The organism is Buttiauxella sp. A111 (assembly GCF_014189855.1).
GTDB classification, from domain to species: Bacteria; Pseudomonadota; Gammaproteobacteria; order Enterobacterales; family Enterobacteriaceae; genus Buttiauxella; species Buttiauxella selenatireducens.
In genome coordinates this window covers 126,066-150,404 of record NZ_BJFN01000006.1, presented here as the reverse complement: position 1 = coordinate 150,404, position 24,339 = coordinate 126,066, and the positions used below count along the sequence as shown (strand labels likewise).

The following is a 24,339-nucleotide window of genomic DNA, read 5'->3' as shown; positions in this document are numbered from 1 at the left end:
CGCAGGTTAAAAAATCCGTTCTTCCCACAGGCTATAAGCACTGGTTCCGGCAATACAATGTTCCTGGGTAATACTTTCATAGGTGAATGATATCGACTCCTCCGGTTGCCCTTGGGCATTGTCGATAGTATGCGGCACATCAGTATGAATACTGGCAATACGCGCATTGATCAGTTTCACTTTGAAATACAGCTCATTAATACCAAAACGGTTAGTGCGGTAATATTCAAAATCGCAGGTCAGGCATTCATTTTCGGTAATGGCCTTACTTAGCAATGGGGTAGATTTATCCACCGGTTTATGGATGGTTAATGCCAGATGATTAACGTTCTGCTCCCGACTCAAACCGTGAGATAACCCCAGCACCATAATCTGATCCATATGCGCAATTTGTGCTTTATTACCGATAGAAGCCTGTGAAGAACATCCTGCAGAAATTAGTCCCTGCTGTTGTCCGTTCAGGGTCAGATAAACAAGATTTGCCATGTTAATACTCCTTGAGGCTGGTAGTTATTTCCCAGCATTAGTGTCGGTATTTGCCGTTTCCGGCAGGGAATTGTTTTTTAGTAATAACCAGCGGCTTAATATGCCGCCCAACCGTGTATTAATCTCTTTTTCCAGGGCATTTGTATTCTGCCCCTGCGCACGAGCCTCCTGATATTGCGTCAGCAGGAACTCCAGTGGAGTCTCCTGGCTTAGTGAGCGCTCCGCCTTCCAGACAACATTCTTGATATAAGAAAGAGTGAGTCCTTCTTTTTCACGCTGCATCACCAGGTCAGCAAAAGCCCGTAGATCCTGGCGGGTCTGCTGCCAGCCTTTTAGCTGAGGCGTGTTTTCTGCACGGGTTTTCAGGGTTTCGTTCCACTGCGCACTTGCCTGTTGCTGCTGCAAGCTTTCCGGCCACAATGTGTCTGCCTGATGCACCATTTGCATCCCGGTTTCCAGCGGCTGTAACAGCGAAGCGTCAGGAAGCCGTTTCAGTCTTTCCTCATAACTCTTCAGTTCAGGGGAAGCCAGCCAGAGACTCGCAGCCCCCTGCGCGGTGTCACTAACCCGTGCCAGTTGTTGCTGTAGCGGGTGAACTTGCCACCACCAAACGGCCGTAGCGATAGCTGCTGTGCAGGCAACACCCGCTATAAAACCTTTTATGCTACGACCTCGAGTTGGTGCTGCCCCAGCGCCTGACATGCTGCGAACTGACACCTTCATTTCAGGCAAATCGGGCAGAGGAAACATTGCCTCCGGCACAGCAGTGGACTGCGCGCTCTCCGGCGCATACACCAGAGTTCTTAGCGTGGTCTCCGAAGATCCTGCGGCACCATTTTTTGGGGCAGGTTCAAGCCTCTTTCGCGTGTTCTGTACAAAATACAGCAGGTTCTCCACACGCGGCTGACGCTTCAGTTCCACCTGCTGAAGCTTGTCGCAGATAAGCTGTAATGCCCGCTCGGTACGGTAGAGCAGAGGCAGATCAGAGCCAATAAATGACAGTTGCTGACGCAGGATGTTGCCAGTGCGCACATTGAACCAGTCGAGCATTTCAGCTCGAGCTATGCCACCCTGCGGCCAGAACTTCTCCCATTCATGGCTTATCATCGCGGCCAGCAGCTCCGTCCCCTCACAAAAACCCGCCAGCCCCTGCGTGCGAGTACGCGCCAGCGTGTAATAAGAGGCGGTATGCAAATCCACACCGTTCGATTTGAAAATCGTCAGCGCCAGCGATTCGACCAGCCGCCAGTTCAGTTCCGGTTGTGACGGGTGATTCGCTTTGTTGATTTCTTCACGAATAGCGCTGAACTCCGGCAGATTGCGCGGATCGTTCCCCGTGATGATTTGAATTTCAGATGAGTCCATTATTTAGTATCCCTGTGTCAGTACAACGTATCCGGCAGTCGGAATTCACTGAACAGCCCACCAGTGAATGGATTGTCTTCGGTATCGGTGTGAATCCGGTACACCATCGCACCACCGTCCACATTAAACCGGACGTTGAAAGTGCCATTTTGCACACTGGTCAGTTGCCCGGCCCCGAATAACCGGAACTGCGCCCACGGCCCGTTGAAGCTGATGCTGCGCGGTGAACTTCCGCCCGCCCCGACTAGTGTCAGCTTGCTTTCGTTGCCTTCACGCATGTTGTTCGGCCAGACAAGGTGCGACGTAAAATTCCGCCCTTGAGCGTAATCGACAAGCTGACCATCAAGGTTCAACACGCTGCGGCGTTTATTGCCTGACAGTGACACGGTTTCCACCGCAAATTGCGTGCCCAGCCCGTTTTGCTTACTGAAAAAGATGTCACGAATTTTCTGTGCGGTGTCCAGTTGCTGGCTAATGTCCTCACGGATAATCACGCTGTTATCCCCATCTTCCAGGGTGAGGTCGTTCTCCATAAATAGCTTCAGGTTATGCTGGTAGAAGCTGTCCAGTACGCCGTCCGGTTTAAAGAAACGTTCGAATGCATCCAGAGACGCATCTTGTTGCCCGTGTGGGTTAAACGGATAGTTGTTTGCAAGCTGCTCGTTGAACGGTTTCACCACGTTGTCGCGCCAGTCCACTTCCATATAGTGAACGGCTTCCACCATAACCACATGCCAGGCCTGGTCGGCCAGTTTGCCCACCCAGCGGTTGAGCGGTGCAGGCAGGGTTTTTGCCATCTGGCGCGTAGTAAATATTGGGTCGCTGCTGTTCTGATCCAGACGCAGTTGCACGGCCTTTAAGGCCGATTTTCCTGGCACTGGCGCGTTTTGTACCGCCAACAGATAACGATGCAGTTCTGTCAGTTGCTGATATACCGCCTGCATCGTGTTTTCTTTATCTTTCTGTACCGCCAGCGTGCTGTTCTCTGCGGCAAACTCATGCCCCAACCGAGTCAACAAACGGTAGTCTGGCTCGGCCTGCGCTTCATCCCGTGCTTTGTCGTCCAGTTTTTCAGAAAGCAGGGCAGGCTGTGTGTTATCCCGCAGCGCGGTCAGCGCACGCTGGAGTGGCTGGTCGCCGCTGATCACCTGCTCCAGAGCAGTGGTCAGTTGTGCAATCGATTCATATTCGCGCACGTTGAGGTTATCCATACCAGCCCGCCAGGTCGCGGTGTAGTCACTGATATATTGTTCCGTCAGTTGGCGCTGGATTTCTGTGCGGTCGGCATCACTGTATTTTATGCTTCGGGTCAGGTTCAGCACCCACGAGTCCATCGCCGTCAGCTCCACCAGCTCATCACGCTGTTTGACGAAGTAGCTTTGTAGCCCATAGCGAGTAAGAAACTGCGGGACGACGAGTTTATTGTCGTCTGCGGAGGTAAACACCGATTCAAAAGTGGGGCCAACCTGGTCGCGCAAGTTTAAATCAGCGGGCAGAACACCCAGCGCCCGCGTTTTCAGACTCTGATAGACGCGCTGGTAAACCGGTAGCTTACTCAGTTCTTTTTGTGCCGCTACCACCGGGCTGTCATAAGGCGTCCAGCGGCTTATGGCGTCCCCATCACCTTTCTCACGATCTGCATGCCAGTCCGTGTGTAATAGTGCGTAATCCAGATGGGACATCAACTGTGCCTGGATATCACGCTGACCGTGGAACTCTTCGCTCCAACGCTTCGCCATATACTGTTTAACCACTTCATTATTGCGACCGCTTTTGTCCTCCAGCATCCTGATGACGCGCAGTACCGCGAGTTTTTCCTCACTTTCCGCAGGGGCGGCATTCATTGCTTTTATAAGGCCATTAAAAAGGGAGGGCAGATAACGTTGTTCTAATAGTTGAAGGTAAGTCTGTTCCACATACGGCCCGATGCGTTTGCCCTGGTACAACCCCATATCCGCCAGACGGCTGCGATCGCCCCAGTCACCATAAGCCAGGGTGGCGTCACGAACCGGGTTAAGCAGTGGCAATTGAAGATGGCCATCTTCGTCAATTCCCTGCGGAGGCGGCACTTCCATAAAAGCTTTAGCCTGCGCTAAAACCTGGACGCCAGCGCGCCAGTTACTGTTGTAGTAGTGCTGCCAGCCGGTGACTGCCAATACAGTAAGCACGGCACTACTGGCAGAAAACACCATCATCCGACGACGAGCATTCCCCAGCCAGACACTGTTTTCCCCAGACAGATTGGGTTCTGCCAGCAACGCCTGTGGGAAAAGGTTGCGGGTGAAATACGGCACCGTATCCACCAGCGGCCAGGCCGCGAGTGGCCCGTTACCCAGTTGATACTGACGAGCAGCAGACTGCATGAAAATGTCATCCACCTGACCGCGCTGCAATGAAGAGGTCAGATACACACCACGCAGCATCACATCCATGTTTTCGCCGTCCAGCAGGCCGCTGAGTAAGGCGATGAGATGCTCACGGCCACCTTGCATCTGGCGAGCAAAGCTGAACAGAGAACTGCGGGAGTGGTTCTGTGCCAACATCAGGTCCGGCAAAGAGTGATTCATCCGCTCTCCCCATGCCTGCCAGAAGCTGCTCAATTCGGCCTGCCAGCCATCATTCTCGTGGGCATGGCAAGTAAAGGTGACACCGAGGATAGCATCACGATCCTTTCTGGGCAGCGACTGGAATAACGCAGCGAAACCGTGCAAAAGATCCAGTTTCGTCAACACGATATAGACTGGCAACTGGCAATGTAGGTGCTGGCGAATCTCTTGTAATCGCTGGCGCAACATCTGTAACAGGTATTCACGGCGACGCTTATCGGCGGTCAGCAAGTCGGGGAAGTCAAGCGTAAGAATGAGTCCATTCAGCGGTTGGCGGGCACGTTTTTCCACCAGCCAGCCCAGAACATGTTCCCACAGACGACGAGGCAACACATCCGCATTAACCTGTTCCAGGAGTGATCCATCGACATCAAATATCACCGCTTGTTTTCCGACATACGGGGTAATGTAAATATGCTGTTCTGCCCCTCGAATGGCGTCTGGGGTATAAATAATATCGGACGGAAAACCTTCGCGCAGTAGCGCGGTTTTACCGCTTCCGGCCGCCCCAATGACCATGTACCACGGCAGCTGCCACAGATAACGGCGGCTATCGAGATGACGCTGCAAGCGCAGCAGCCAGCGGTCGAAGTAGCGCTGCTGGACGTTCATTTCCACTTTAAGCGGGTCCTGAGTCTCCTGACGCTGTTGTTTCTGCTGATGTTCCAGCTGTTTAAGGCGATTCATCACACGGACCGTAAGCCACGCGAGTGCGATAAATCCCCAAACCGCCGTTGCCAGCCAGCGGCGAGTCAGTGGCTGCAACCAATGTTCGCCATACAGCGTCCATGTCGGCCCCTTCCACCAGATCCACACCAGCAGAAAAATCCACGCCAGCGCGAGTAGCCCGGCTGCGGAAACTTTAAATCGGGGCATCGCCGGTCGGAGGGCAGACTTTAGCCCGCTGAATAGTCGGGGTGTCGGTAATCTGAACACAAAAACTCCTGGTTATCTGTTACTGTTCTGCCGTGAACTTTTTTTCTAATTGCTCTAACAGGGATGGTTCCCAGTCGGGCAGCATTATTTGTCGTCCCGTTTTGAACAACATCCGGTACTGCTGCTGCGCCAGTTGCACCATCCCGGTTTCTTCCATCAATTGCGCACCTAGATACTGCCGGTAAAACTGGTCGCGGGGATCGCCTTCGGGAAGTGCCTCCAGATACCGCAGCGCAGCCTCCAGCCCCTGTTCGTTAAAACACTGGCGTGCAGCTTGTGTATATTCATCTGTCTCAGGCACAGCCTGACTACCAGAAGGCGATAGAAGCCACTGTTTTGTTTGTGGGTTCATAAACGGGATTCGGTCGTTAAACAACAAACCAGCAAGCTGGGGCAATCGGGTAACAAAACGTCCTGTCTCATCGCGGATGGCCTGTGCCACATCCTCATAACCCAGACGTTGTGCAATTTGTGCAGAAAGATGGTGGCCATCCAGCCAGTACGGGGCCAGCAGTAGGCTGTTTTCCACCTGTTGCCACAACGCTGTATCTGCACTAGCAAGCCGGGCTTGATAATCTGCCACCATATCGACTGGCACTGCCGCCAGCGGTGTCCGTCCATCACTCTCTGCCTGCGGTGTACCAGTAATGCTTTGCCACTGCGCATGGCGGCGCAGACGGTAGCCCTGTGGCGAATCCGGCTGGCGTTCACAGAGAATGGCGGCAACTTTCAACAGCGTGTCTCGCCAGGCTTTATCGTCGTGGCTATCGATGGATACCTGCGGTGCAGAAGCAACAGCAGCAGGTTTATTCCCTACTGTGGTGTTCTGCTGTAACTCCCGCGAGGATGTGGTGGCAGGCGTCGTAGATGGTACTGATGCGATATCACGAAACGCACGCGGGTATAGAGCAAACAGATCGTCCGTCACCTGGGCCAACTCTGGGGTATTATTGACCTGCCAGCACTGCGCTAACTTCGCCAGTTCCCCCAGTAAGGCATCACGCTGCGCGGTATCAGCGCTTTCTGCAAAACTGGAAACGCCGCCTTCAAAGCGTTTTACCACCTGAGTGGCAAAACGCTTTTTGTGTGCCATATTTTGCGGCGCGGCGACCATCCAATAATGTTCTACATATAACGTCAGCAGACGCAGCGCCAATAGCTGTTCACCAGCATGTTGCAAGGTGCGCAACAGATGCGCCAGCAGGCGGAAATCTTTAGTTTCTGAAGCCAGAAGCATTAATCCCCGACGCTGTATTTCTGGAATATCTAGCTGGCTGTGAGCCAGCGACCCCAGCTTAACGATTTCGCCATCTATATATTCCCAGTCCGGGTTATCGTCTTTCAGTGCCGCGCACAGTTTCTCATCTGGCAGGTTTTCCAGCAGATGGGAAATCCAGGTATCCGGATGACTTAAATCCATTGTCATTATTTTATTCTCCCGCCCAGTGGCAGGCATCGCGCAGCGGCCTGATGGCCTGTGCCAGCCCGTCGATATTAAAGGTCAACTTTCCGGCGGTGCTGTTCGTGCCCGTATCCAAAGTCAGCGTTTTGGCACCGAACAACTGGGTTATTTCATCTATACCGGACAACCCTCGGCTGGATTCGAGCAACACGCCGTTCTCGCGCACAAACCAGCGGCTGCGGAATGTCTTGTTATCCGCAGTCAGAGTCACGGCGATATCATGCGTCTCCAGTGAGTGCCTCAGCGCCACTTGCATCCGGGTAATGTTGTCCACACAGCTGAACATCAGAACCGGGCGCGGCGGGACATTGCCAATTGCAGGGGTAGTTATGACCACAGTTGGGCGATCTCCCGGTGTTTGCGTTACCAACAGCGAAGTGGTGTTACCTGAACGTTGCTTTTCCTGCTCTGTGGCACGTGTCCACGCTTCACCCTGATAGCGGGCTTTGACCAACGCGCTTTCGAACCCGGTCTGCTCTGGTGCGAGAATGTGGTCATAGCAGCCAAGACGCTCCAGCGCCGCAGGCTCACGGCGACAAGACTGCATCGCCTTGATGGTAGCTTGCGTGTCCGGAGGGGTCGCACTAGCCAACCCCACACCAGATGCAGATGGCGCGTCCGCATAGGCAGTACAGGCGAACAGCCCTGCCATCAGCCATCCTCTTTGCCGGAAAACGCGCACCCAGCTCATAAAACAGTTTCTTCCTCTGTCTGCGGCAAGGCATCGGGAACGTCTTCTACTTCTGCGGAAAACGTACCTTCGGCGGCTGATAACCGAATATGTGCGATCGCCGTATTGGCCGCCATCTTCTGGAGTAGCAATAGCGAGAGTGGTGGCAGCATGTCGCCATCAATCACCGACTCCAGCATCCTGGCTCCGTTCTCTGCGCGGGTGACGCGCTTCATGATTTCGTCGGTCACTTCCGGCTCAATAACGACTTCCGCGTTAAAGCGGCTGCGCAGAACGTTATCTAGCCGCGCCAGTTTCCCGGCGATAATTATGGCGAGCGTTTCACGTGACAGCGGCAGGTAAGGCACGACTTCCATTCGTGCCAACAGCGCCGGTTTGAAGAAATCAGCGAGTACCGGATACAAAGCCTCCTGCATCAATTCCGGGGTGTCAGCATGCTCAACAATGGTCTGGTAGCCGAGATTAGAGGTCAGGAAGAAGACGATATTTTTACAGTCAATCAGACGCCCTTCTCCATCGGCCATTTCGCCTTTATCAAACGCCTGGTAGAACAGATTGAGTACGTCCGGGTGGGCTTTTTCCACTTCATCAAGCAGTACTATTGAGTACGGCTTCTGGCGAATAGCCTCGGTCAATACGCCGCCTTCACCGTAGCCGACATAGCCTGGAGGTGAACCAATCAGCCGGGAGACGGTGTGCTTTTCCTGGAATTCCGACATATTGATCGTGGTGAGATACTGACGGCCGCCATAGAGCAGTTCTGCCAGTTGCAGCACGGTTTCAGTTTTACCCACGCCGCTTGGCCCCGCCAGCAAGAATGCACCCAGTGGTCGACCAGGACGCCGCAGGTCAGCACGCGCGGTGAGCAGATGTTTATGCAGGTTGTCAATCGCCAGATCCTGGCCTTTGATAGTATCGCCAAGCCACTGCGGCAAATCGGTGATGACTGACATCTCGTTCTGCGACAGACGATTAAGCGGCACGCCAGTCCATTCAGCAATTACGGCAGCAATTTGTTTTTTGTCCACATGCGGAGAGACCAGCAACTGGGTGTGATGCAAAGCGTCCAGCTCCGCCGTCAGTTGTGCCAGACATTCAGCCGATGAAGGGGTTTCTGGCTCGATATCACTGACAGCTTCCATATCAGGTATTGCGTTCAACAATTGCTGGCGTAGCGCAATAATCTTCTGCACCAGTGTCTGTTGCTGATTCCAGGCTTCTTCCAGCTTTCGCAGCTCATCCTGTGTGGCTTCGTGCCGCGCATGTACCTCGTCCAGCCGCGTAGTATCGGTGCGTAACCCAATACGAATTTCACGCATAAGTTGGCTGATTTCGGCCTCGCACTGATGAGATAACGTGGTCAGCGCGGATATCTGTTTCGGTGGAGAAGAGAGGTTAATCGCCACCCGGGCACAGGCGGTGTCGAGCACGTCGATAGCTTTATCCGGCAACTGACGGCCTGACAGGTAGCGTTCGCTCAACATCGCCGCGGCCTGTAACGCCTCATCATCAATCAGCACTCCGTGAGATTGTTCATATACCGCCGACAGGCCGCGCAAAATAATCGTCGCTTCCGCAGCATTGGGTTCGCTCACCTTCACTAGCTGGAAGCGGCGCGAGAGCGCGGCATCTTTCTCAAAGTATTTTTTGTATTCGCTCCAGGTGGTGGCAGCGATGGTTTTCAGCTCGCCACGTGCCAGCGCAGGTTTAAGCAGGTTGGAGATATCAAGCCCCCCTTGCTGATTGCCAGCTCCGATAAGCGTATGAGCTTCATCAATAAACAAGATAATTGGAACCGGTGAGGAAATGACTTCCGCCATCAGCCCCTTAAACCGTTTTTCAAATTCGCCTTTCACCGATGCCCCGGCCTGCAATGCGCCCAGGTCGAGCGTCATGATGTCTGTATTTTTCAGTTTGTCTGGCACCTGGCCTGCCACAATTCTCAGCGCCAGGCCTTCAATTAATGCACTTTTTCCAACGCCCGCTTCCCCGACTACCACCGGATTATTCTTGCGGCGGCGGCAAAGAATATCGATCATCAAGTCGATTTCACGATCGCGACACAGCACCGGATCCAGCCGGTTCTGACGAGCCTCTTCAGTCATGTTTTTCGCATAACGCGCCAGCAGGCTGTCGCTATTGTCCGTTTTCGCACTGACGGTTTGGGCATCAGTATCCAGTGCAACAGATTCAGCAGACTCACGTGTCCATTCTGTAAACGCCTGGCGTAGCTGATCACGGTTAATACTGGTTAGCAGTCGGGCGGCAGCAACGGGGATATAGCGCAGCGGTGAGTGCAACAGAGCCATCAACAAAACACCGCCGCGCAGTTCGCTGTGCTGCATATCAGCCGATGCCAGCAACCAACCCTCTTTCAGCCACTCGGCAAGCATCGGGGAAAAAGCAGGATAGTTATCCGGTGTACGAGTTCCAGGCCAGTTTTCCACCGTCAGTGCCTGGCGCAACGCATTGATATCAATTTCAGCTCGTTCAGCTATCACACGCAGATCGCTGCGCACAGAGGCCAGCATTTGCAACAATACATGTGCCACGGTAATTTCCGGCGCCTGCTGACTCATGCACTCCGCAGCGGCAGCTTCCATCGCCTGGCGGGTAAAAAGGTTCAGCCGTTTTACCAGCGTGGGGAGATCAATCTGGATCATAAACGTCCTTATCGCAGTAATTTGTTAAGCTGCTGCAAAATGTCCTGTGCCTGGTTGTCCAGGCGCAGCAGGTAAAACAGATAAAAAAACACCAGCACGGTAACGCTGCCGAAGAAAATATGTTTGATGGTCAACCGTTTGATTAACTGATAGCGCCCGCCTTGCGTTTTTTTATCTTGATGCAGCAACGGAAACTGGGCATCGCCGCGCAGCCCATGCAGGACGTGGTGCAAACGGCGGTAAATCTGTTCAAACTCATCCTGACTCTGTACCGCGACTTTATAACGCCCGCGAAAACCCAACGAGAAACAGAGGTACAGAAACTCAAGCAGATCCTGGTAGCGCTTCGGCTCACGGATCAGGCGTTCAAGCAGGATAAATACCTTTTCGCCACCCCAGGCTTCGTTGTGAAAATGAACTAACAGCGATTGCTTGATCCATTCATTCTTGTTTGACCAGCCATTACCCAGCGCGGCTTCGTCTATATAGGTACAAAGGATGTAGCGAAACGAAACAATCACACCAGGTTCGTAACCTTGCTCCTGAAGCAGTTGCTCCACAGCCTGGACGTCCGTCACCACCTGAGAGAAAAGTTGCTCCGGCATGGCGTTACTGTTCATCCCCGCAACGCGCATCACCATACCCAATAGGGGCGTGGCAGCATCGATTATTGGATTGAGGCTGTTACCACGCAAAGTAAGCCGGTACTGGCGACGGGTGGTTTCTCCCCCTATTTCTAGCGAAAATGCCAGCCCTGGATCTGGCTCGTCGGTCGTGCTCAAGAGGTCATTTCTGTCGGGTATAAGAACGGACTGTTCACTCATGGCCTTAACCTCTTATCGCCCACAACTGCATATCCAGTTCCGGGAAGTTGCCGGAAATATGCAGCGCCAGCGCACCGGCTTTCACCACGTCTTGCCAGGCCGTTGCGCCTTTGTCGAGATCGAAATAGACGTAGCCATCGTGATACGGCAACTGGCGTGGAGCAGCAGTCAATGAACGTAATGGCACACCCGGAACCTGTACGCTAACCACGTTGCGGATTTTATCGGTGGCAGCAATTTTCGACTGCTGGGTGAACTGGAGAATAATTTGGTTATGTGGCATCCGCGCACGTACTGCCAGCACAAAGGAACCGGACTGCAACAGTGTTGGGTCGTTAACGGTGGCGATATAAACCCCATCACTAAAGATGAGCGGCAGGTTTTGCGCCCGCGGCATCAATACAGTATTAAGAGCCCGACGCAGCTCTGGAATCACCGTTTTAAACGATTGGGTGAGATCGCGGTGACTGTAAACTTCGACAGGACAAGGGAGACGGCTGTTTTCGGTAAACGTCATGAGTTCGCCCAGCAACCTGACCAGATCCAGATAAAAGGCTTCCGGATGCAAGGTATGCAGGTGTGACCGATGAGTGAAGTGCATCTGGCTGCGGTTGAGCATCTGCAGCATCATAAATTCCGACACATCAGCGATACCACTTTGCTCCGGCGAACCAATGCGCTTTGCTAGTTCACTGGCGCGATTGCTAATAAGCCCTTGCACGTCACCGACAAACCCGTTTAGTACCGAGCTAACCCGGATTGCCTGACAAGTGGGAATAAAACTATCGTCCAATACCAGAGCACCATTGGGCAATTGGTTACGAATACGACATAGCGGCAACGTCACCATCGCACTGAGATCATCAGCGCCACTAACAATTTTCAGGGCCAGTTGCCCCAACACTATCTGCTGTACATCACCACCATCCGAGTGCAGATCACGAACGTCAGCACGGGCCAGTCGATAACGCTCAGTTCCTTGTCCGGCGCTTTTGTAACCTTCAATTTCACAAGTGATATCGCTTAACACCGGTAACGCCAGGTAAATATCATGGCTTCCTGGCATCGATAGACCGAGTGGCTGATACGGCGTAGGAAGCTGGTCCTGTTCAGGTACGCTGAATACAGTCCCATCCGGCATGCAGCCCGCAGCGCTATCGAGCATAATCTTGCCCTGAGCCAGCAATTCGGTATTGAGAGCCAGTGTCGTAAATCCCCAGACAAAGTCATCCAGCGCATTCATGCGCTGGTTCAGCAGGTATTCATGGTTACGCTGCTGTTGCTGAAAATGCTGCGGTATGGCAAACAAACCTTCCTGCCAGAGCACCTTATTTTTCGTGGTCGCCATCGTTAGTTGTCCTCTTTTTTCATTTCGATGCTGTTCTGACGTACATGCACTAGTAGGCGGTAACTGTGACCGATTCCTTCTACTGGCTCGATTTGCTTCCATTCGGTGGTCTGGTCGTCGGAAAAATAGGCAATAACGCCAATGAACTGCGTTTTCGAATCCATTTTCACTGGTGGCAGGGTTTTCATGATGTCCGGCAGCAGGCTGAGATCCTGGTGATCGATATAGTTTTTCCCCAGAACATCTGGCAGCGGCGTACTGGCAACCTGGTCATAATCAGCGGCCTGTAATTTTGAATCGTCGCTCAGATAAACCAGTTGCACATCCACTGGAGCAGCTTCACCATCTGCGTTGACATTGGTGTCTGGTTCAGTCAGTAGTGTGACGGTAACTTCTGAGGGCTGATCCACCATCTTTCCAACCTGTATATTCGGGTTGCTGATCACCTGACCAAGTTTCTTCGCCGTTTCGCAACCGGTTAATGCAACACTAATCAGTACGCAGGCCAGAAGCGCCTTTGTATTCATGCTTCCGGCTCCCGCTGGTTCTCACGTAATACCCGGTCATAAACCTGGGCGTAAACCTCGTTGAACAGCATGGAGAACCCCTGCTGGCGGTCTGATGCCAACTCGTCGTAATAATGGCTATACATCCGCCAGGCCTCAGCGTCATTCAACGGCTGGCGTAGTTCGTGGCTACGGCGATACTGCACAAAACGACGCATCAGATTTTGCGGCGAAAAAGCGTCGAGCATCACGCGTAATGCCTCGCTAATCGCCACCCGGTTCGCATCCTCGTGATGGCAAATATTGCGCAAACTCTCACCAATAGCGGCGGGAGCCGCCAGATGCACCGGGCTTTTACCTTCGGCAAACATCACGTCCAACGCGGTGGAGTAATCCATGTTCAGACGTAGCGGGTTGTCCTCTAATGGGCGCAAGTGTTTATCAGACAGGCTATTCTGGCGGTGTTGTAAATCGAGCAACCCCTGAATCGCCGCACGCAATGCACGCCCCGCCTCTTCCAGAAAATCATCGGCATCTTGTGAATTACGCACAGCAAGCGAACAACCCAGCCCACGCAACAGTGGGGTAACGGCAAGATGGAGCTGCGCCATGTCAGCCGGGGAAGTCACTTCATCATTACTGTGACGTGGGTCGGCATATATCGGCGGTAGATCCATAAACTGATTATTGATCCCACCATTCCTGGCAAGATCGGACTGCGGTGCGGAAGAGCGAACATGCGTCACACCAGAAAATAAATCGCCTGCTGTGGTCAGGCTTTCAGCCTGCAATGCTTGTAATGGGTCAGCCGAAAAACCGTTTACTACAGTGTCAACCAACTGGTGGCGATGAGGCATTCCAGGGTAAGCAGGCTGACCATCGGTGGTCAACAATGCATCTGCCAGACGATCGCGGTTACTCACGATAGTTTCCGGTGCTGCCATCTGCTCACTATAGCTAAGCAGCTTTCCTTCATGGATAAACACCTTCAGTGCAAGTGCACCGAGAACTATTTCATCCCCCTGACGCAGCCGTACTAACCCTGTATCCACAGAGACAGGAGCCAGATTGATCATCAGTCCAGGCATCAAACTCCGTAGGCAAAATGCACCGTCATGCAGGACCACCTGGCAGGCACGGCCCGGGATCGATCCGGCCCGATCTTGCATTGGCCAATGGCACGTAGAGGAATGACCGATATCTCCGCCTTCGGCAGTAAAGACACATTTTGCGGCACGCCCGCTTTCCAGTTCATTGCCGTTCATTATCTGCAAAGTCAATGACAGTGCAGAAGACTGTGGTTTTTCCTCAGCCATATGCTGTTCCATAGAATTATTCCCTGATGTGGAGGGTGACTGAAGGCGGTGCTTTCGGTTGACCAATAAATGCAGTACGTCCCACACAAGATCTAGACCGATCGCCCAAACGCATTCCTTTTGCCTGATCCGGAGCCAGGCACAACCGTAAATCCCAGGCGAATTGGTCACGCAACAGGAAGGAAATAAACATCATCAATGCCTGGTGGTTTTTACCGTCCGGCAAAAACGAGAGATAGCGCTCCATTGACAGGTTGCCAATCTGCAACAGAAATTTCCCACTGCGATCTGGCACGCGGGCACCAAGCGTAAAATTAACGCCAATCACCGAACGCCCAGGAATATGACCGGCTGTTTTCTTTTTCGAATTACGCACGCCCAGGCGGTTCTGCTGCGAAGACTCAATCGGCACTTTGCGCAACTGCCAGTTCTCAATAGTGACTTCCTGCAGATCAAAACAGTGAGATACCAGGTTGCACACTACATCTGGCGAGCGTCCCGGCGTTGCCAGCACACCCGCGTAAGCCAGCATTTTGCTGTGGTTTATAGTCAGCTTGTCACGCACACTTTTATTACCCAGCCCGACTAGCGCGTACATCCGTTGTGAAAAAACATCCGTACCACCATTGCGAAAACAGATGTAATAGCGGTACTTGCGCCAGGCGTGGTACACAAACTGTGTCCAGCGGTGGCTGAACAAGTCGAGAAACGCCGCCATTCCCTCTTCATTCTGTGCAGACTCCCGCGCCATCCGATCCAGGTAGTAACCAGGCAACGGCGATTGGCTGCCGGAAAAACCGAGAAATTTAGTTGTCAGGGTGAACTGCCCGACGCCGTTACGCTCGAGCACATCCAGATCGCTGCCCGGAAAAGCAATACTGGCACTGGATTTGAACAGCGCAACTTCCCCTTCTGGTTCAGTACGCAGGGAGGGTTCCTGATTCGGATCGCCGTACTTGCGGTGCAGCGCATCCATCAGCACATAAAAATTTGCCCCACGTACATCTGACGGAAACGACGCAGGTTTCCCTACATCAGTGCGTGCTGGCCGGTGTGTTGCCATTCCCAGTACTCCTGACTTTCCGTGTTAATAATTTTCAGACAGTGAAACGAATTGATGCTGGCATACAACGAGAAGAATTCTGACAGTACGGTTCCCAGCAAATAGATTTCCCCCTCGCAAATAAATGGTGCGGGGTTTATCCACAGCGTGGTTGACAGTCCCCGCACTGGCACGCCCTTAAACAATCGATCAACAGGGCGAGATTCTATATTTTCGATTGCATCCAATTTTTGGCCGGAGAGTCGAGCCTGCTGCGGATGATGAATGCCGGGTAAATCGAATGTGCGCAGCACCTGAACCAGAGCCTCTCGATCCAACAGGGAGAGATAGTTCAGGTTCATGCAGGAAATCAGCGACCAGTGCATATCACCGTCTGTTATCGGATACAGCGGCCTGGTCGGTCGAGTGACATTACTGAAGGACGCTACCGCTGGATTTTTATTAACGGCAACGCAGATGTCGCCAGCATGCAGTTGAACTGGAAGCATTCGGTTGGTGCAAACCAGTGAAGCCGTGATGACTTCCCCCCCCAACAGGGAATTATCCGGTTGGCTACCGTCAGCATGGACAAAAGCAATGGAATGATCCTGACCACTATGGAAAAGTGAGTTTTTTGTGCGGTGATGCCAGTAAATAACTTCTCGTTTGAGGCTGTATTCGATCTGATGTTGAAATCCTTCAAACTCAGGCCAGAGACGAACACGTTTATCCTTAACGCTGTCTGTTATATTGCTGGAAACCGATTTTACCCAAAAAATATCATAGGATTCCGGGTGCTTTTGGCTGGCTCGCAGTGGATACTGCGATGCACTGTTATCCGGACTGACGGGTTCAGCATGATGCGCAAACAGGTTTACTGCTGGCGTACAATAGAGGCGTAAAGAATTTTTACGCAGTTTGACATCAACAGGTAGCGGCTGATTAAAGCGCAGGCGCAACGTAAAGTTAGTGACCGGAAAATCTTCCGGCAGTGGTGTGGCACACCGTAGATGAAAGAAGAAAAAACTCTCCGGATAACAGAAATATTCCTGAAGAACGCGGTAGCCGTTATGGACATTTTTCGGCCAGGGTAGCAGGGCATCCTCACGCTCAAATCCGGCCGCCTCCAGCCACAGATCCGGCTGTGGCACATGACGATCTCCGGCGACCAATTCAGCATCCATTAACCGCTCACTGAGCCACAAATAAAGCTGATGGCGGGTGTAATCGTCTTCGTTGCCCAACCAGAAAGTGAGTTTATTCAGGTCCAGTGCACCAGGAGGTACGTTACTGTCAGTAAACAGATCTATTTCAATGCACCCATCTTTCATGGTGCTGCTATTACGCACATCCCCGGCATGCAAGGGCTGTAACCAGATATCACGCGCCAAAGTAAAATGGCAGGCAGGTGGCGAATCTTCTTTATCGTCGGTCAGCGTACCCTGAGTGGCGGACAGTGACCCTCTTTTGGTCTGGGTTCTTACCAGTTCATCACGGCAAACCTGAACTGACGTTTTCAGTTCATTTTTAGGCTGATATTCGATGACCGTCATGGCTGGTACCGGGCGCAAATAATTTGGCCACAGCATATTAATTAAGCCGTGCGTGAATTCAGGGAATTCATCCTCCAGCTTTTGTCGCAACCCACCAGATAGAAAAGCGAAACCTTCCATCAGGCGCTCTACATCTGGGTCACCTTCCTTATCAGCCAGAAAGCGGGCCAGATAAGGTTTTTCCTGCGCCAACAGCTTTCCTAGCTGACGCAGGTAATCCAGCTCTTCACGATAGTAGCGCTCTTCGAAGGCCATCAGGTTTACTCCACACGCCAGTGCTGATGGTTATCCAGTAGGATGTCAAACTCCAGAACATCCCTGCTATCACTGAAATCCATTGTCGCAACAATATGAAAACGCAGTTCCAGCGGTGCATAACCATCCTCTGCCACAGCCGTCACATTCACATCAGAAATTCGTGGTTCAAAACGCAGAACGCAGTTGCTGATGGCATTTTTGATTCCCTCTCTGAAATCACCGGACACCAGGACACTATCATTTAAGTCAGTGATCCCCAGCTCCGGTGACCCATGACAACTGCCGGAACGAGTGTTAAGCACGTTTTGCAGGTTGTTCAGAACAGAGCGCAATAGCGCTTGTTTCGGTTTTCTGCGTAAAGGCGACTCAGCCGCCTCCCGAATACGTTCAAACAGACTGCCTGCACATCCTGACTCTCGTTCCATCATCATGGTTATTCCCTATCCAGACGCCCTACCAGTGACAGTTCGAAACTTGCACCCATAAACTTGAAGTGAGGGCGAACGCTAAGCGCGACTCGGTACCAGCCCGGCTCCCCTTCCACGTCCATCACTTCCACTTTCGCCTGACGTAACGGTTTACGGCTACGCACCTCAGAGGGTGGATTATCCTGGTCGGCAACATACTGGCGGATCCACGTATTCAGCTCGCGTTCCAGATCGCCACGCACTTTCCATGAACCCAATTGCTCACGTTGCAACACTTTGATGTAATGAGCTAATCGGTTGATAACAAATAAGTAAGGCAGTTGAGTACCCAGTTTGTAATTGGTTTCTGCAGCCTTTCCTTCTGGGGTTTTACTGAATGTTTTTGGCCTCTGCACAGAGTTTGCAGAGAAGAAAGCGGCATTGTCGCTGCCTTTGCGCATAGTCAGGGTAATAAACCCTTCCTCTGCCAACTCATATTCGCGCCGATCGGTGATGAGTACTTCTGTCGGGATTTTTGACTGAATCTGCCCCATCGCTTCGTACATATGGACTGGCAAATCTTTTACTGCCCCGCCGCTTTGCGGGCCAATGATATTTGGACACCAACGAGTAGAAGCAAAACTTTCCGCCATATTGGCTGCCAGCAGGAACGCGGTGTTACCCCACAGGTAATCTTCATGACTACGGCTGACATTCTCTTGGTAGTTAAAACTTTTTACTGGATTTTCGTACGCCGCGTACGGATGGCGCAGCAGAAAACGTGGCGCCGTCAGGCCAAGATTGCGAGCATCATCTGAATCGCGCAGATTGCGCCATTTGGTGTAAGACGGGCCTTCAAAAATAGCCGCTACATCCCTAATCCCCGGTAGTTCGGTGAAGGAGTTCAATCCGAAAAATTCAGGTGAGACTGAAGAAAGGAATGGCGCGTGTGCCATCGAACTGACCGCACTGATATATTTCAACAACTTCATATCAGCAGAGGTGTTTTCAAAGGCGTAGTTGCCAATGATCGCTGCAATAGGCTCGCCGCCAAACTGACCGAAACCGCTGGAGTAAACATGCTTATAGAAGCCAGATTGAGTGATTTCAGGGGCAAATTCGAAATCATCCAGTAATTCTTCTTTGGTGGCATGCATCACATGAATTTTGATGTTTTCGCGTGGATCGGCATGGTCAACCAGTAACTTCAGTGAACGCAGGAAAGATTCCAGCTCCTGAAACTTCGGCTCATGAAGAATGAGATCCATCTGACGGCCAGTACGCTCATCAATGTCGGCGATCATGGCGTTAACAGCCAGGATATCAATGGATTCTGCGCTATCGTCACTCTGCAACAGGGCGGTAATAAATGCCGTCACACCCTGGCGGGCAACATCGTAGCTTTCTGACTCAGGTTGGAAGCGAGTCTGCGCCATAATTTCGTCCAGCAAAGACGATGCAGCGGCTGGATTCGTGGTAACAGAGTCTTCCTGTAATAAGATGTCTGACATACTGAAATCCTTGTACAAAGTTATTTCTGGCCTGCAAGGCCTAACTCCGCAATCAACTGCTCGCGGGTTTCTTCGTTATTCAGCAACGCCTGAAGCCGGGCCCGAAACGCTGGCACGTTGCCCATAGGACCGCGTAGAGCCACCAGTGCTTCACGCAATTCCAGCATTTTTTTTATTTCTGGCACCTGGGCTGCAATATTGTCCGGCGTAAGATCGGCCATCGACTTCACTTTCAGGCTGATATTCATCAAGGCATTGGGGTCTTCACTTAGTGCTGACGAAACAGCGAACTCACGTTCGATCCCTGCACGCTCCAGCACCGAGTTAAAATTGTTTCGGTTAATAGCAACTGGGTGGCGCTCATCCAGCGGCGTGTCATCAGTTCCACCTTTCAGATCCCCAGTAACCAAAAGGTTAAGCGGCAGCTCAACCTCTGTCATTTGCCCATCAGTTTTTGGGGTGTAACGTATATTGATGCGCTCTTTAGGCGCGATACTGCCATCGTTTTTATTGCTGCTCATAAAAAAGTCCATCAGGTTATCGTTCAGGCCATGAATACAACATAACCCGGACAGCAATTAAATACCGGGAACGCTTACTCGGTGGCAGTAAATAATTAAACAACTACTTAATCGTGTCGCATATTACGCACTAAAAATAATTTTAAAAGAGTTTTATATAAACATGCAAAATGCAAATACAAATTAAAGAAGCATATAAATAATTAATAGATTCATAAAAATAATCAATAAAAACAACAAAATAAAATATCTATTCACTTAATTTATTTTAATTTAAAATATCAAAACAACCATCCATAGCTCAGGCAAATAGCGAATTCATTTACATGCATTATTATTAACGCCTGTGACATTGATAAACATTTAAAAAACCATCGATAATGAGATTTAAATCATAAAATGCAATGTTATATATGATTCGATATTGTCCTAAGTCGGATATATTTAAAATAGAACCAACAATACTAAAATATTTATGGGAACATATTTAAATAGCATTGGCAGGTATTTGTACAGTTATCTGGTCTGGCGAAATTTATTCGTAAACCGGATACAGGAACAAAGCGGTTCTCGATGTCTAGCCGTACCGCTTTCGCCTGCCGAGGATTAACGGCAGGCAGCCATAAGAGTAACTAAGACCATCCACAAGGAGTTAATGATTATGCCAACACCATGTTATATCTCGATGACAGGACAAACCCAGGGAAACATCACTGCAGGTGCATTCACCGCTGATTCTGTCGGTAACATTTATGTACAGGGCCATGAAGATGAAATGCTGGTGCAGGAATTCCTGCACAACGTTACCGTGCCGACCGATCCGCAATCCGGTCAGCCTTCAGGCCAGCGCGCGCATAAGCCGTTTATCTTTACTGTTGCGCTGAATAAAGCAGTTCCGCTGCTATACAACGCCTTAGCTTCAGGTGAAATGCTACCAACCACTGAACTTAAATGGTGGCGTACCTCGATCGAAGGTAAGCAAGAGCACTATTTCACCACCCGCCTGACTGACTCGACTATTGTCGATATCAACCTTCATATGCCGCACTGCCAGGATCCAGCACAGCGTGAATTTACACAGTTACTCGCCGTGAAGCTGGCCTACCGCAAAATCGAGTGGGAACACGTCAAGTCTGGTACTTCCGGTGCCGATGACTGGCGTGCGCCGCTGGAAGCATAAGCATCAGTTAACAGCCTCCTGCCCCTGCGGACAGGGGGCTGTTTTGTATCATGCACTCAAGGGCTATCAGTAAGGGATTACGTTTTCGCGAAAGATGGCGGCACCGGGAATGTCCGGGTAGCGGGCCTGAGCACAGGCGTAACACCGTACTGTTACAATCGTGGATTAGTGCCATGGAGGTTTTATGTCATTAAAAGGATTACGCTTTACCCTCGAGGTCGACGGCCAGGAGTCCGATACCTTTGCGGTCGTGAACTTTAGCCTAGCCCAGCATCACTCCTTTCCGTTTGTTCTCGTCGTGGACGTTGCCAGCGACACTTTCCGGCTGACTGCAGAAGAATTGCTGGAAAAGAACGCCACGCTGACTATCTGGCAGGGCGATACGCCTCAACGTTATGTCACGGGTGTAATCACCACCTTCGGGATGCAGGAAAACACCGGCTGGCAAATGTTGTACCGTTTCACTATCCATCCTCCCCTGTGGCGTGCAGGCCTGCGCCAGAACTTCCGTATTTTCCAGCAACAGGATATTCAGACTATTTCAGCTCTCCTGCTGCAGGAAAATGGCATCACTGACTGGCAGCCCTGGTTTTATGAAGACCATCCGGCCCGGGAGTTCTGCGTCCAGTACGGCGAAAGCGACCTGGCGTTTTTGTCACGCCTGTGGGCTGAAGAGGGGATTTTCTTCTTTGACAAGCACTCTCCGGACGGTGCGAGCCAGACATTAACTCTGTGTGATGATAAGGCGGGCCTGGCCCGGGCTGAATCCTCCTTCCCGTTTAACCCGAATACCCGCGAAGTCACCGGTGAGTGCATCAACATGTTTTGCTATGAAGCCTGCATCAGCCCTTCATCGGTATTAAGCCGGGACTACACCTTTAAAATACCGGACTGGCCAGGTCTCTATAGCCATGATGGCCAAAACCTGAACGGCCAGTTCTCGCAATATAAAATCTTTGATTACCCGGGGCGCTATAAAGACGAGCAGCACGGAAAAGATTTTACCCGCTACCGCATGGACGGCCTGCGCAATGACGCAGAAAAAGCCAGCGGCTCGGCTAATACGCCAAAATTGTGGCCCGGCGTACGCTTTACGCTGACCAGACATCCGCAGGACAACCTCAATCGCGACTGGCAGGTGGTCAGCAGCACACTGCTTGGCCACCAGCCACAGGCACTGCACGGCAGCCAAGGCAGAGGCACCACTCTCAGCAATGAATTTGAAGTGATACCGGCAGACAGAACATGGCGCTCAGCCCCCCTGCCGAAGCCGAAAGTGGATGGCCCGCAGAGCGCCGTCGTCACCGGCCCACCAGGAGAAGAAATCTTTTGCGATGAGTATGGGAGGATCCGCGCCAAATTCATCTGGGATCGTTATCACGGGACCACCGAAGACAGCTCCTGCTGGATACGCGTCTCGCAGGCATGGGCGGGTGCAGGATTCGGCAACCTCGCCATCCCACGCGTCGGCCAGGAAGTGATTGTTGATTTTCTACATGGCGACCCCGACCAGCCGATCGTGATGGGACGGGCCTATCACGAAGACAACCGTTCACCAGGCGATCTACCGGGTACCAAAACCCAGATGACCATCCGTTCTAAAACCTACAAAGGTAGCGGGTTTAACGAACTGAAATTCGATGACGCGACCGGCAAAGAGCAGGTCTATATCCATGCACAGAAAAACATGGATACCGAAGTACTGAACAATCGCACTACCGATGTGAAAGTCGATCACACCGAAACCATCGGCAACAACCAGAAGATTACTGTGGGTCTGGGGCAGACGGTGACGGTGGGTAAAGAAAATGCCGGCGGGCATGACCAGACCATCACTGTGGCCCATGACCAGAGCATGAGTATTGGAAATGATCAGAAAGTAGAGGTCACGAAAAATCGCAGCAAAAGTGTGGGGGAGGATCAAAACAGTAAAGTGACAGGAGATGATACGGAAAATGTTGATAAATCCCAGAAGATCACTATTGGAAAAGATTACACCCTAACGGTAACAGACAGTCTGACGATTAAAGTGGGGGAATGCCTACTGAAAATGAACAAGGACGGCACCATCATGCTGAACGGTGTGAAGATTCAGTTTAAGGCGCAAGACAGTATTAAAGGTGTTGCCAGTGATATTCATTTCAACTGATACCACTGAGAACGCGTCATGTTAACCCTTAGGCTTCGCCATCTACTTGCAGAGCAATATACCGATATGCTGGCGCAGGATTTCCGACTGCGCAGTGTACTGTTATCGTCACATTGCCATACCCTCAGTGACCTGACCTGGTTTGACTTGCGTATGCAGACCTACCAGGAAGGGATGATTTTGTTGAAGGAACAGACATCCGATTACCTCAGCCGCCAGATTCATGAACCGCTGTCTGCGGGAGAACTGTTTTCTGTGGCGCTATTTGCAGCCAATGCGAACGATGAGTTTCTATTGTCGGGTTGTCTAGGAATGGCACAGGCATTGCCACATTTATTCCCTCCCCTCTGCTCTGCGATTAACTGGATGCCAGGCCAATCGAATTTATGGTCGCAGATACTGTCACTACCGGCTTGCCGTGCTTACACGGCGGCAATACGAAACGATCAGCCTGCATCTGTAATGTTCAGCCAGCAAGAAGTCCAGATGTTGATTGAGCAAGATAAGTGTGTCGATTATCTGCTTCAGACTCTTTGCCGAAGTGCGTCGCCGCTATTTATTCCTGCCCTGGAAACCCTATTTTCCTCAGGTCAGGATGAACTCATATTACAGGGAAGCCAGGCTGTTTTATGTTCTGACTCACTGCCGAATGAATACACCATTGCAGCGACCAGGAATCTTCATCTGCTCACCCGCAGTAAAAAAACCGACATTCGAACCTTTGCCGTCAAATATCTGTTAACTCAAACACGGGGGGGTTCTCATTCTCTGGTGAGTGACCTGCTCGAAGAAGGAAATGATACCCGCCTGGTCATACAGGCAATGGGTTGGTCAGGCCAGGCTGAGTATATTCCTTCGCTAATGGCTTATTTTGACACGCCTGAATACGCCCGATTGAGTGCACTGTCCGTCATTACCATCACCGGTTCGTTACCCGAACATGATGGCTGGCAGCGTAAAAAAGATGGAGAAATCCCCCCCGACTTAACACCTGAGTCAGCTGATTTTCCGGTGCGTGATACCGAACAAGGCGTGTGTTGGCCTGACAGAAAAGCTTTTGCTAGCTGGTGGGAGGCTAATCAAGGCCGTTTTTCGCCGGATGCACATTATCTTTGTGGGCAACCTGATACACAGAAAGGGCTGAACACGGTGCTTGAACAAGGCTATCTGAATTTGCGCCCGCTGGCGTTGATGAGGATGGGTATGCTTTCAGAGTTGGCGGCCCTGCCTGTCGTTAATCTCAGCCAACTCACTGAAAATTAATAAAGGAACAACAATGCAACGGACATTAGTAAAGACGGCAGCACATGATGAAAAAAGAGAAGAAGCCATTCCAGTTACGAGCATACCGGAAGAACTGATTTTCACGGCGCAACAGAAAATCACACTCAGGTGTGGAAAATCATCTATCACGCTTCATCCAAACGGCAAGGTAGTGATTAAGGGTGATTACATTCTCAGCGACGCAGAAGGGGTAAACCGTCTTTCTGGTGGTCGTATCGAAGTGAACTAAAT

Annotated in this window: 19 protein-coding genes; 4 read left to right on the top strand and 15 right to left on the bottom strand. The window is 51.5% G+C overall.

What is annotated here, in order from left to right:
• Positions 1-6: 6 nt before the first annotated feature.
• Genes BSPA111_RS17780 through tssB form a run of 15 tightly spaced genes read right to left on the bottom strand, consistent with a single transcriptional unit; the run spans position 7 to position 19,495 of the window.
• Positions 7-486, bottom strand: a complete 480-nt coding sequence (locus BSPA111_RS17780) for an Hcp family type VI secretion system effector (RefSeq protein WP_183272485.1) — start codon at positions 484-486, stop codon at positions 7-9.
• Positions 487-510: 24 nt separating this feature from the next.
• Complete coding sequence (locus BSPA111_RS17775) at positions 511-1,851, bottom strand: VasL domain-containing protein (RefSeq protein ID WP_183272484.1); 1,341 nt, start codon at positions 1,849-1,851, stop codon at positions 511-513.
• A 17-nt stretch (positions 1,852-1,868) separates the two neighbouring features.
• Entirely contained in the window at positions 1,869-5,393 is a 3,525-nt protein-coding gene (gene tssM, locus BSPA111_RS17770; RefSeq protein WP_308738508.1) for a type VI secretion system membrane subunit TssM, read from the bottom strand.
• A 19-nt stretch (positions 5,394-5,412) separates the two neighbouring features.
• A complete protein-coding gene (gene tssA, locus BSPA111_RS17765; RefSeq protein ID WP_183272482.1) occupies positions 5,413-6,819 on the bottom strand; it encodes a type VI secretion system protein TssA in 1,407 nt (468 codons plus the stop codon).
• Positions 6,820-6,823: 4 nt separating this feature from the next.
• Complete coding sequence (vasI, locus tag BSPA111_RS17760) at positions 6,824-7,546, bottom strand: type VI secretion system-associated protein VasI (protein WP_183272481.1); 723 nt, start codon at positions 7,544-7,546, stop codon at positions 6,824-6,826.
• Complete coding sequence (tssH, locus tag BSPA111_RS17755) at positions 7,543-10,209, bottom strand: type VI secretion system ATPase TssH (protein ID WP_183272480.1); 2,667 nt, start codon at positions 10,207-10,209, stop codon at positions 7,543-7,545. The genes vasI and tssH overlap by 4 nt, the downstream gene beginning before the upstream one ends.
• A gap of 8 nt (positions 10,210-10,217) precedes the next feature.
• Positions 10,218-11,033, bottom strand: coding sequence for a type IVB secretion system protein IcmH/DotU (gene icmH / locus BSPA111_RS17750; protein ID WP_183272479.1), 816 nt, complete (start codon positions 11,031-11,033; stop codon positions 10,218-10,220).
• A gap of 4 nt (positions 11,034-11,037) precedes the next feature.
• On the bottom strand, positions 11,038-12,381 hold the full coding sequence (gene tssK / locus BSPA111_RS17745; RefSeq protein WP_183272478.1) for a type VI secretion system baseplate subunit TssK: 1,344 nt from the start codon (positions 12,379-12,381) through the stop codon (positions 11,038-11,040).
• A 2-nt stretch (positions 12,382-12,383) separates the two neighbouring features.
• Positions 12,384-12,908, bottom strand: a complete 525-nt coding sequence (tssJ, locus tag BSPA111_RS17740) for a type VI secretion system lipoprotein TssJ (RefSeq protein WP_183272477.1) — start codon at positions 12,906-12,908, stop codon at positions 12,384-12,386.
• A complete protein-coding gene (tagH, locus tag BSPA111_RS17735; RefSeq protein WP_183272696.1) occupies positions 12,905-14,203 on the bottom strand; it encodes a type VI secretion system-associated FHA domain protein TagH in 1,299 nt (432 codons plus the stop codon). Before tagH ends, tssJ begins: the two co-directional genes overlap by 4 nt.
• Positions 14,204-14,219: 16 nt before the next feature.
• Complete coding sequence (gene tssG, locus BSPA111_RS17730) at positions 14,220-15,266, bottom strand: type VI secretion system baseplate subunit TssG (protein WP_183272476.1); 1,047 nt, start codon at positions 15,264-15,266, stop codon at positions 14,220-14,222.
• Positions 15,233-17,053: a type VI secretion system baseplate subunit TssF gene (gene tssF, locus BSPA111_RS17725; RefSeq protein WP_183272475.1), complete on the bottom strand. Its 1,821-nt coding sequence runs from the start codon at positions 17,051-17,053 to the stop codon at positions 15,233-15,235. The genes tssG and tssF overlap by 34 nt, the downstream gene beginning before the upstream one ends.
• Before the next feature lie 5 nt (positions 17,054-17,058).
• A complete protein-coding gene (gene tssE, locus BSPA111_RS17720; protein ID WP_183272695.1) occupies positions 17,059-17,484 on the bottom strand; it encodes a type VI secretion system baseplate subunit TssE in 426 nt (141 codons plus the stop codon).
• A 5-nt stretch (positions 17,485-17,489) separates the two neighbouring features.
• Positions 17,490-18,965, bottom strand: a complete 1,476-nt coding sequence (gene tssC / locus BSPA111_RS17715) for a type VI secretion system contractile sheath large subunit (RefSeq protein WP_183272694.1) — start codon at positions 18,963-18,965, stop codon at positions 17,490-17,492.
• Positions 18,966-18,994: 29 nt separating this feature from the next.
• Positions 18,995-19,495, bottom strand: coding sequence for a type VI secretion system contractile sheath small subunit (gene tssB, locus BSPA111_RS17710; RefSeq protein ID WP_183272474.1), 501 nt, complete (start codon positions 19,493-19,495; stop codon positions 18,995-18,997).
• Between the two features lie 661 nt (positions 19,496-20,156).
• On the opposite strand from tssB, the gene BSPA111_RS17705 reads away from it, so the two are divergent.
• From BSPA111_RS17705 to BSPA111_RS17690, 4 genes are all read left to right on the top strand, one after another.
• The gene (locus tag BSPA111_RS17705; RefSeq protein WP_183272473.1) at positions 20,157-20,675 is read left to right on the top strand and encodes an Hcp family type VI secretion system effector; all 519 of its coding nucleotides are present in this window, start codon (positions 20,157-20,159) and stop codon (positions 20,673-20,675) included.
• 184 nt (positions 20,676-20,859) lie between these two features.
• Entirely contained in the window at positions 20,860-22,824 is a 1,965-nt protein-coding gene (gene tssI / locus BSPA111_RS17700; protein WP_183272472.1) for a type VI secretion system tip protein TssI/VgrG, read from the top strand.
• An 18-nt stretch (positions 22,825-22,842) separates the two neighbouring features.
• Positions 22,843-24,087 (top strand): hypothetical protein, encoded by a 1,245-nt coding sequence (locus tag BSPA111_RS17695; protein ID WP_183272471.1) that lies wholly within the window; start codon positions 22,843-22,845, stop codon positions 24,085-24,087.
• A 13-nt stretch (positions 24,088-24,100) separates the two neighbouring features.
• A complete protein-coding gene (locus BSPA111_RS17690) occupies positions 24,101-24,337 on the top strand; it encodes a hypothetical protein (RefSeq protein WP_183272470.1) in 237 nt (78 codons plus the stop codon).
• Positions 24,338-24,339 lie beyond the last annotated feature (2 nt).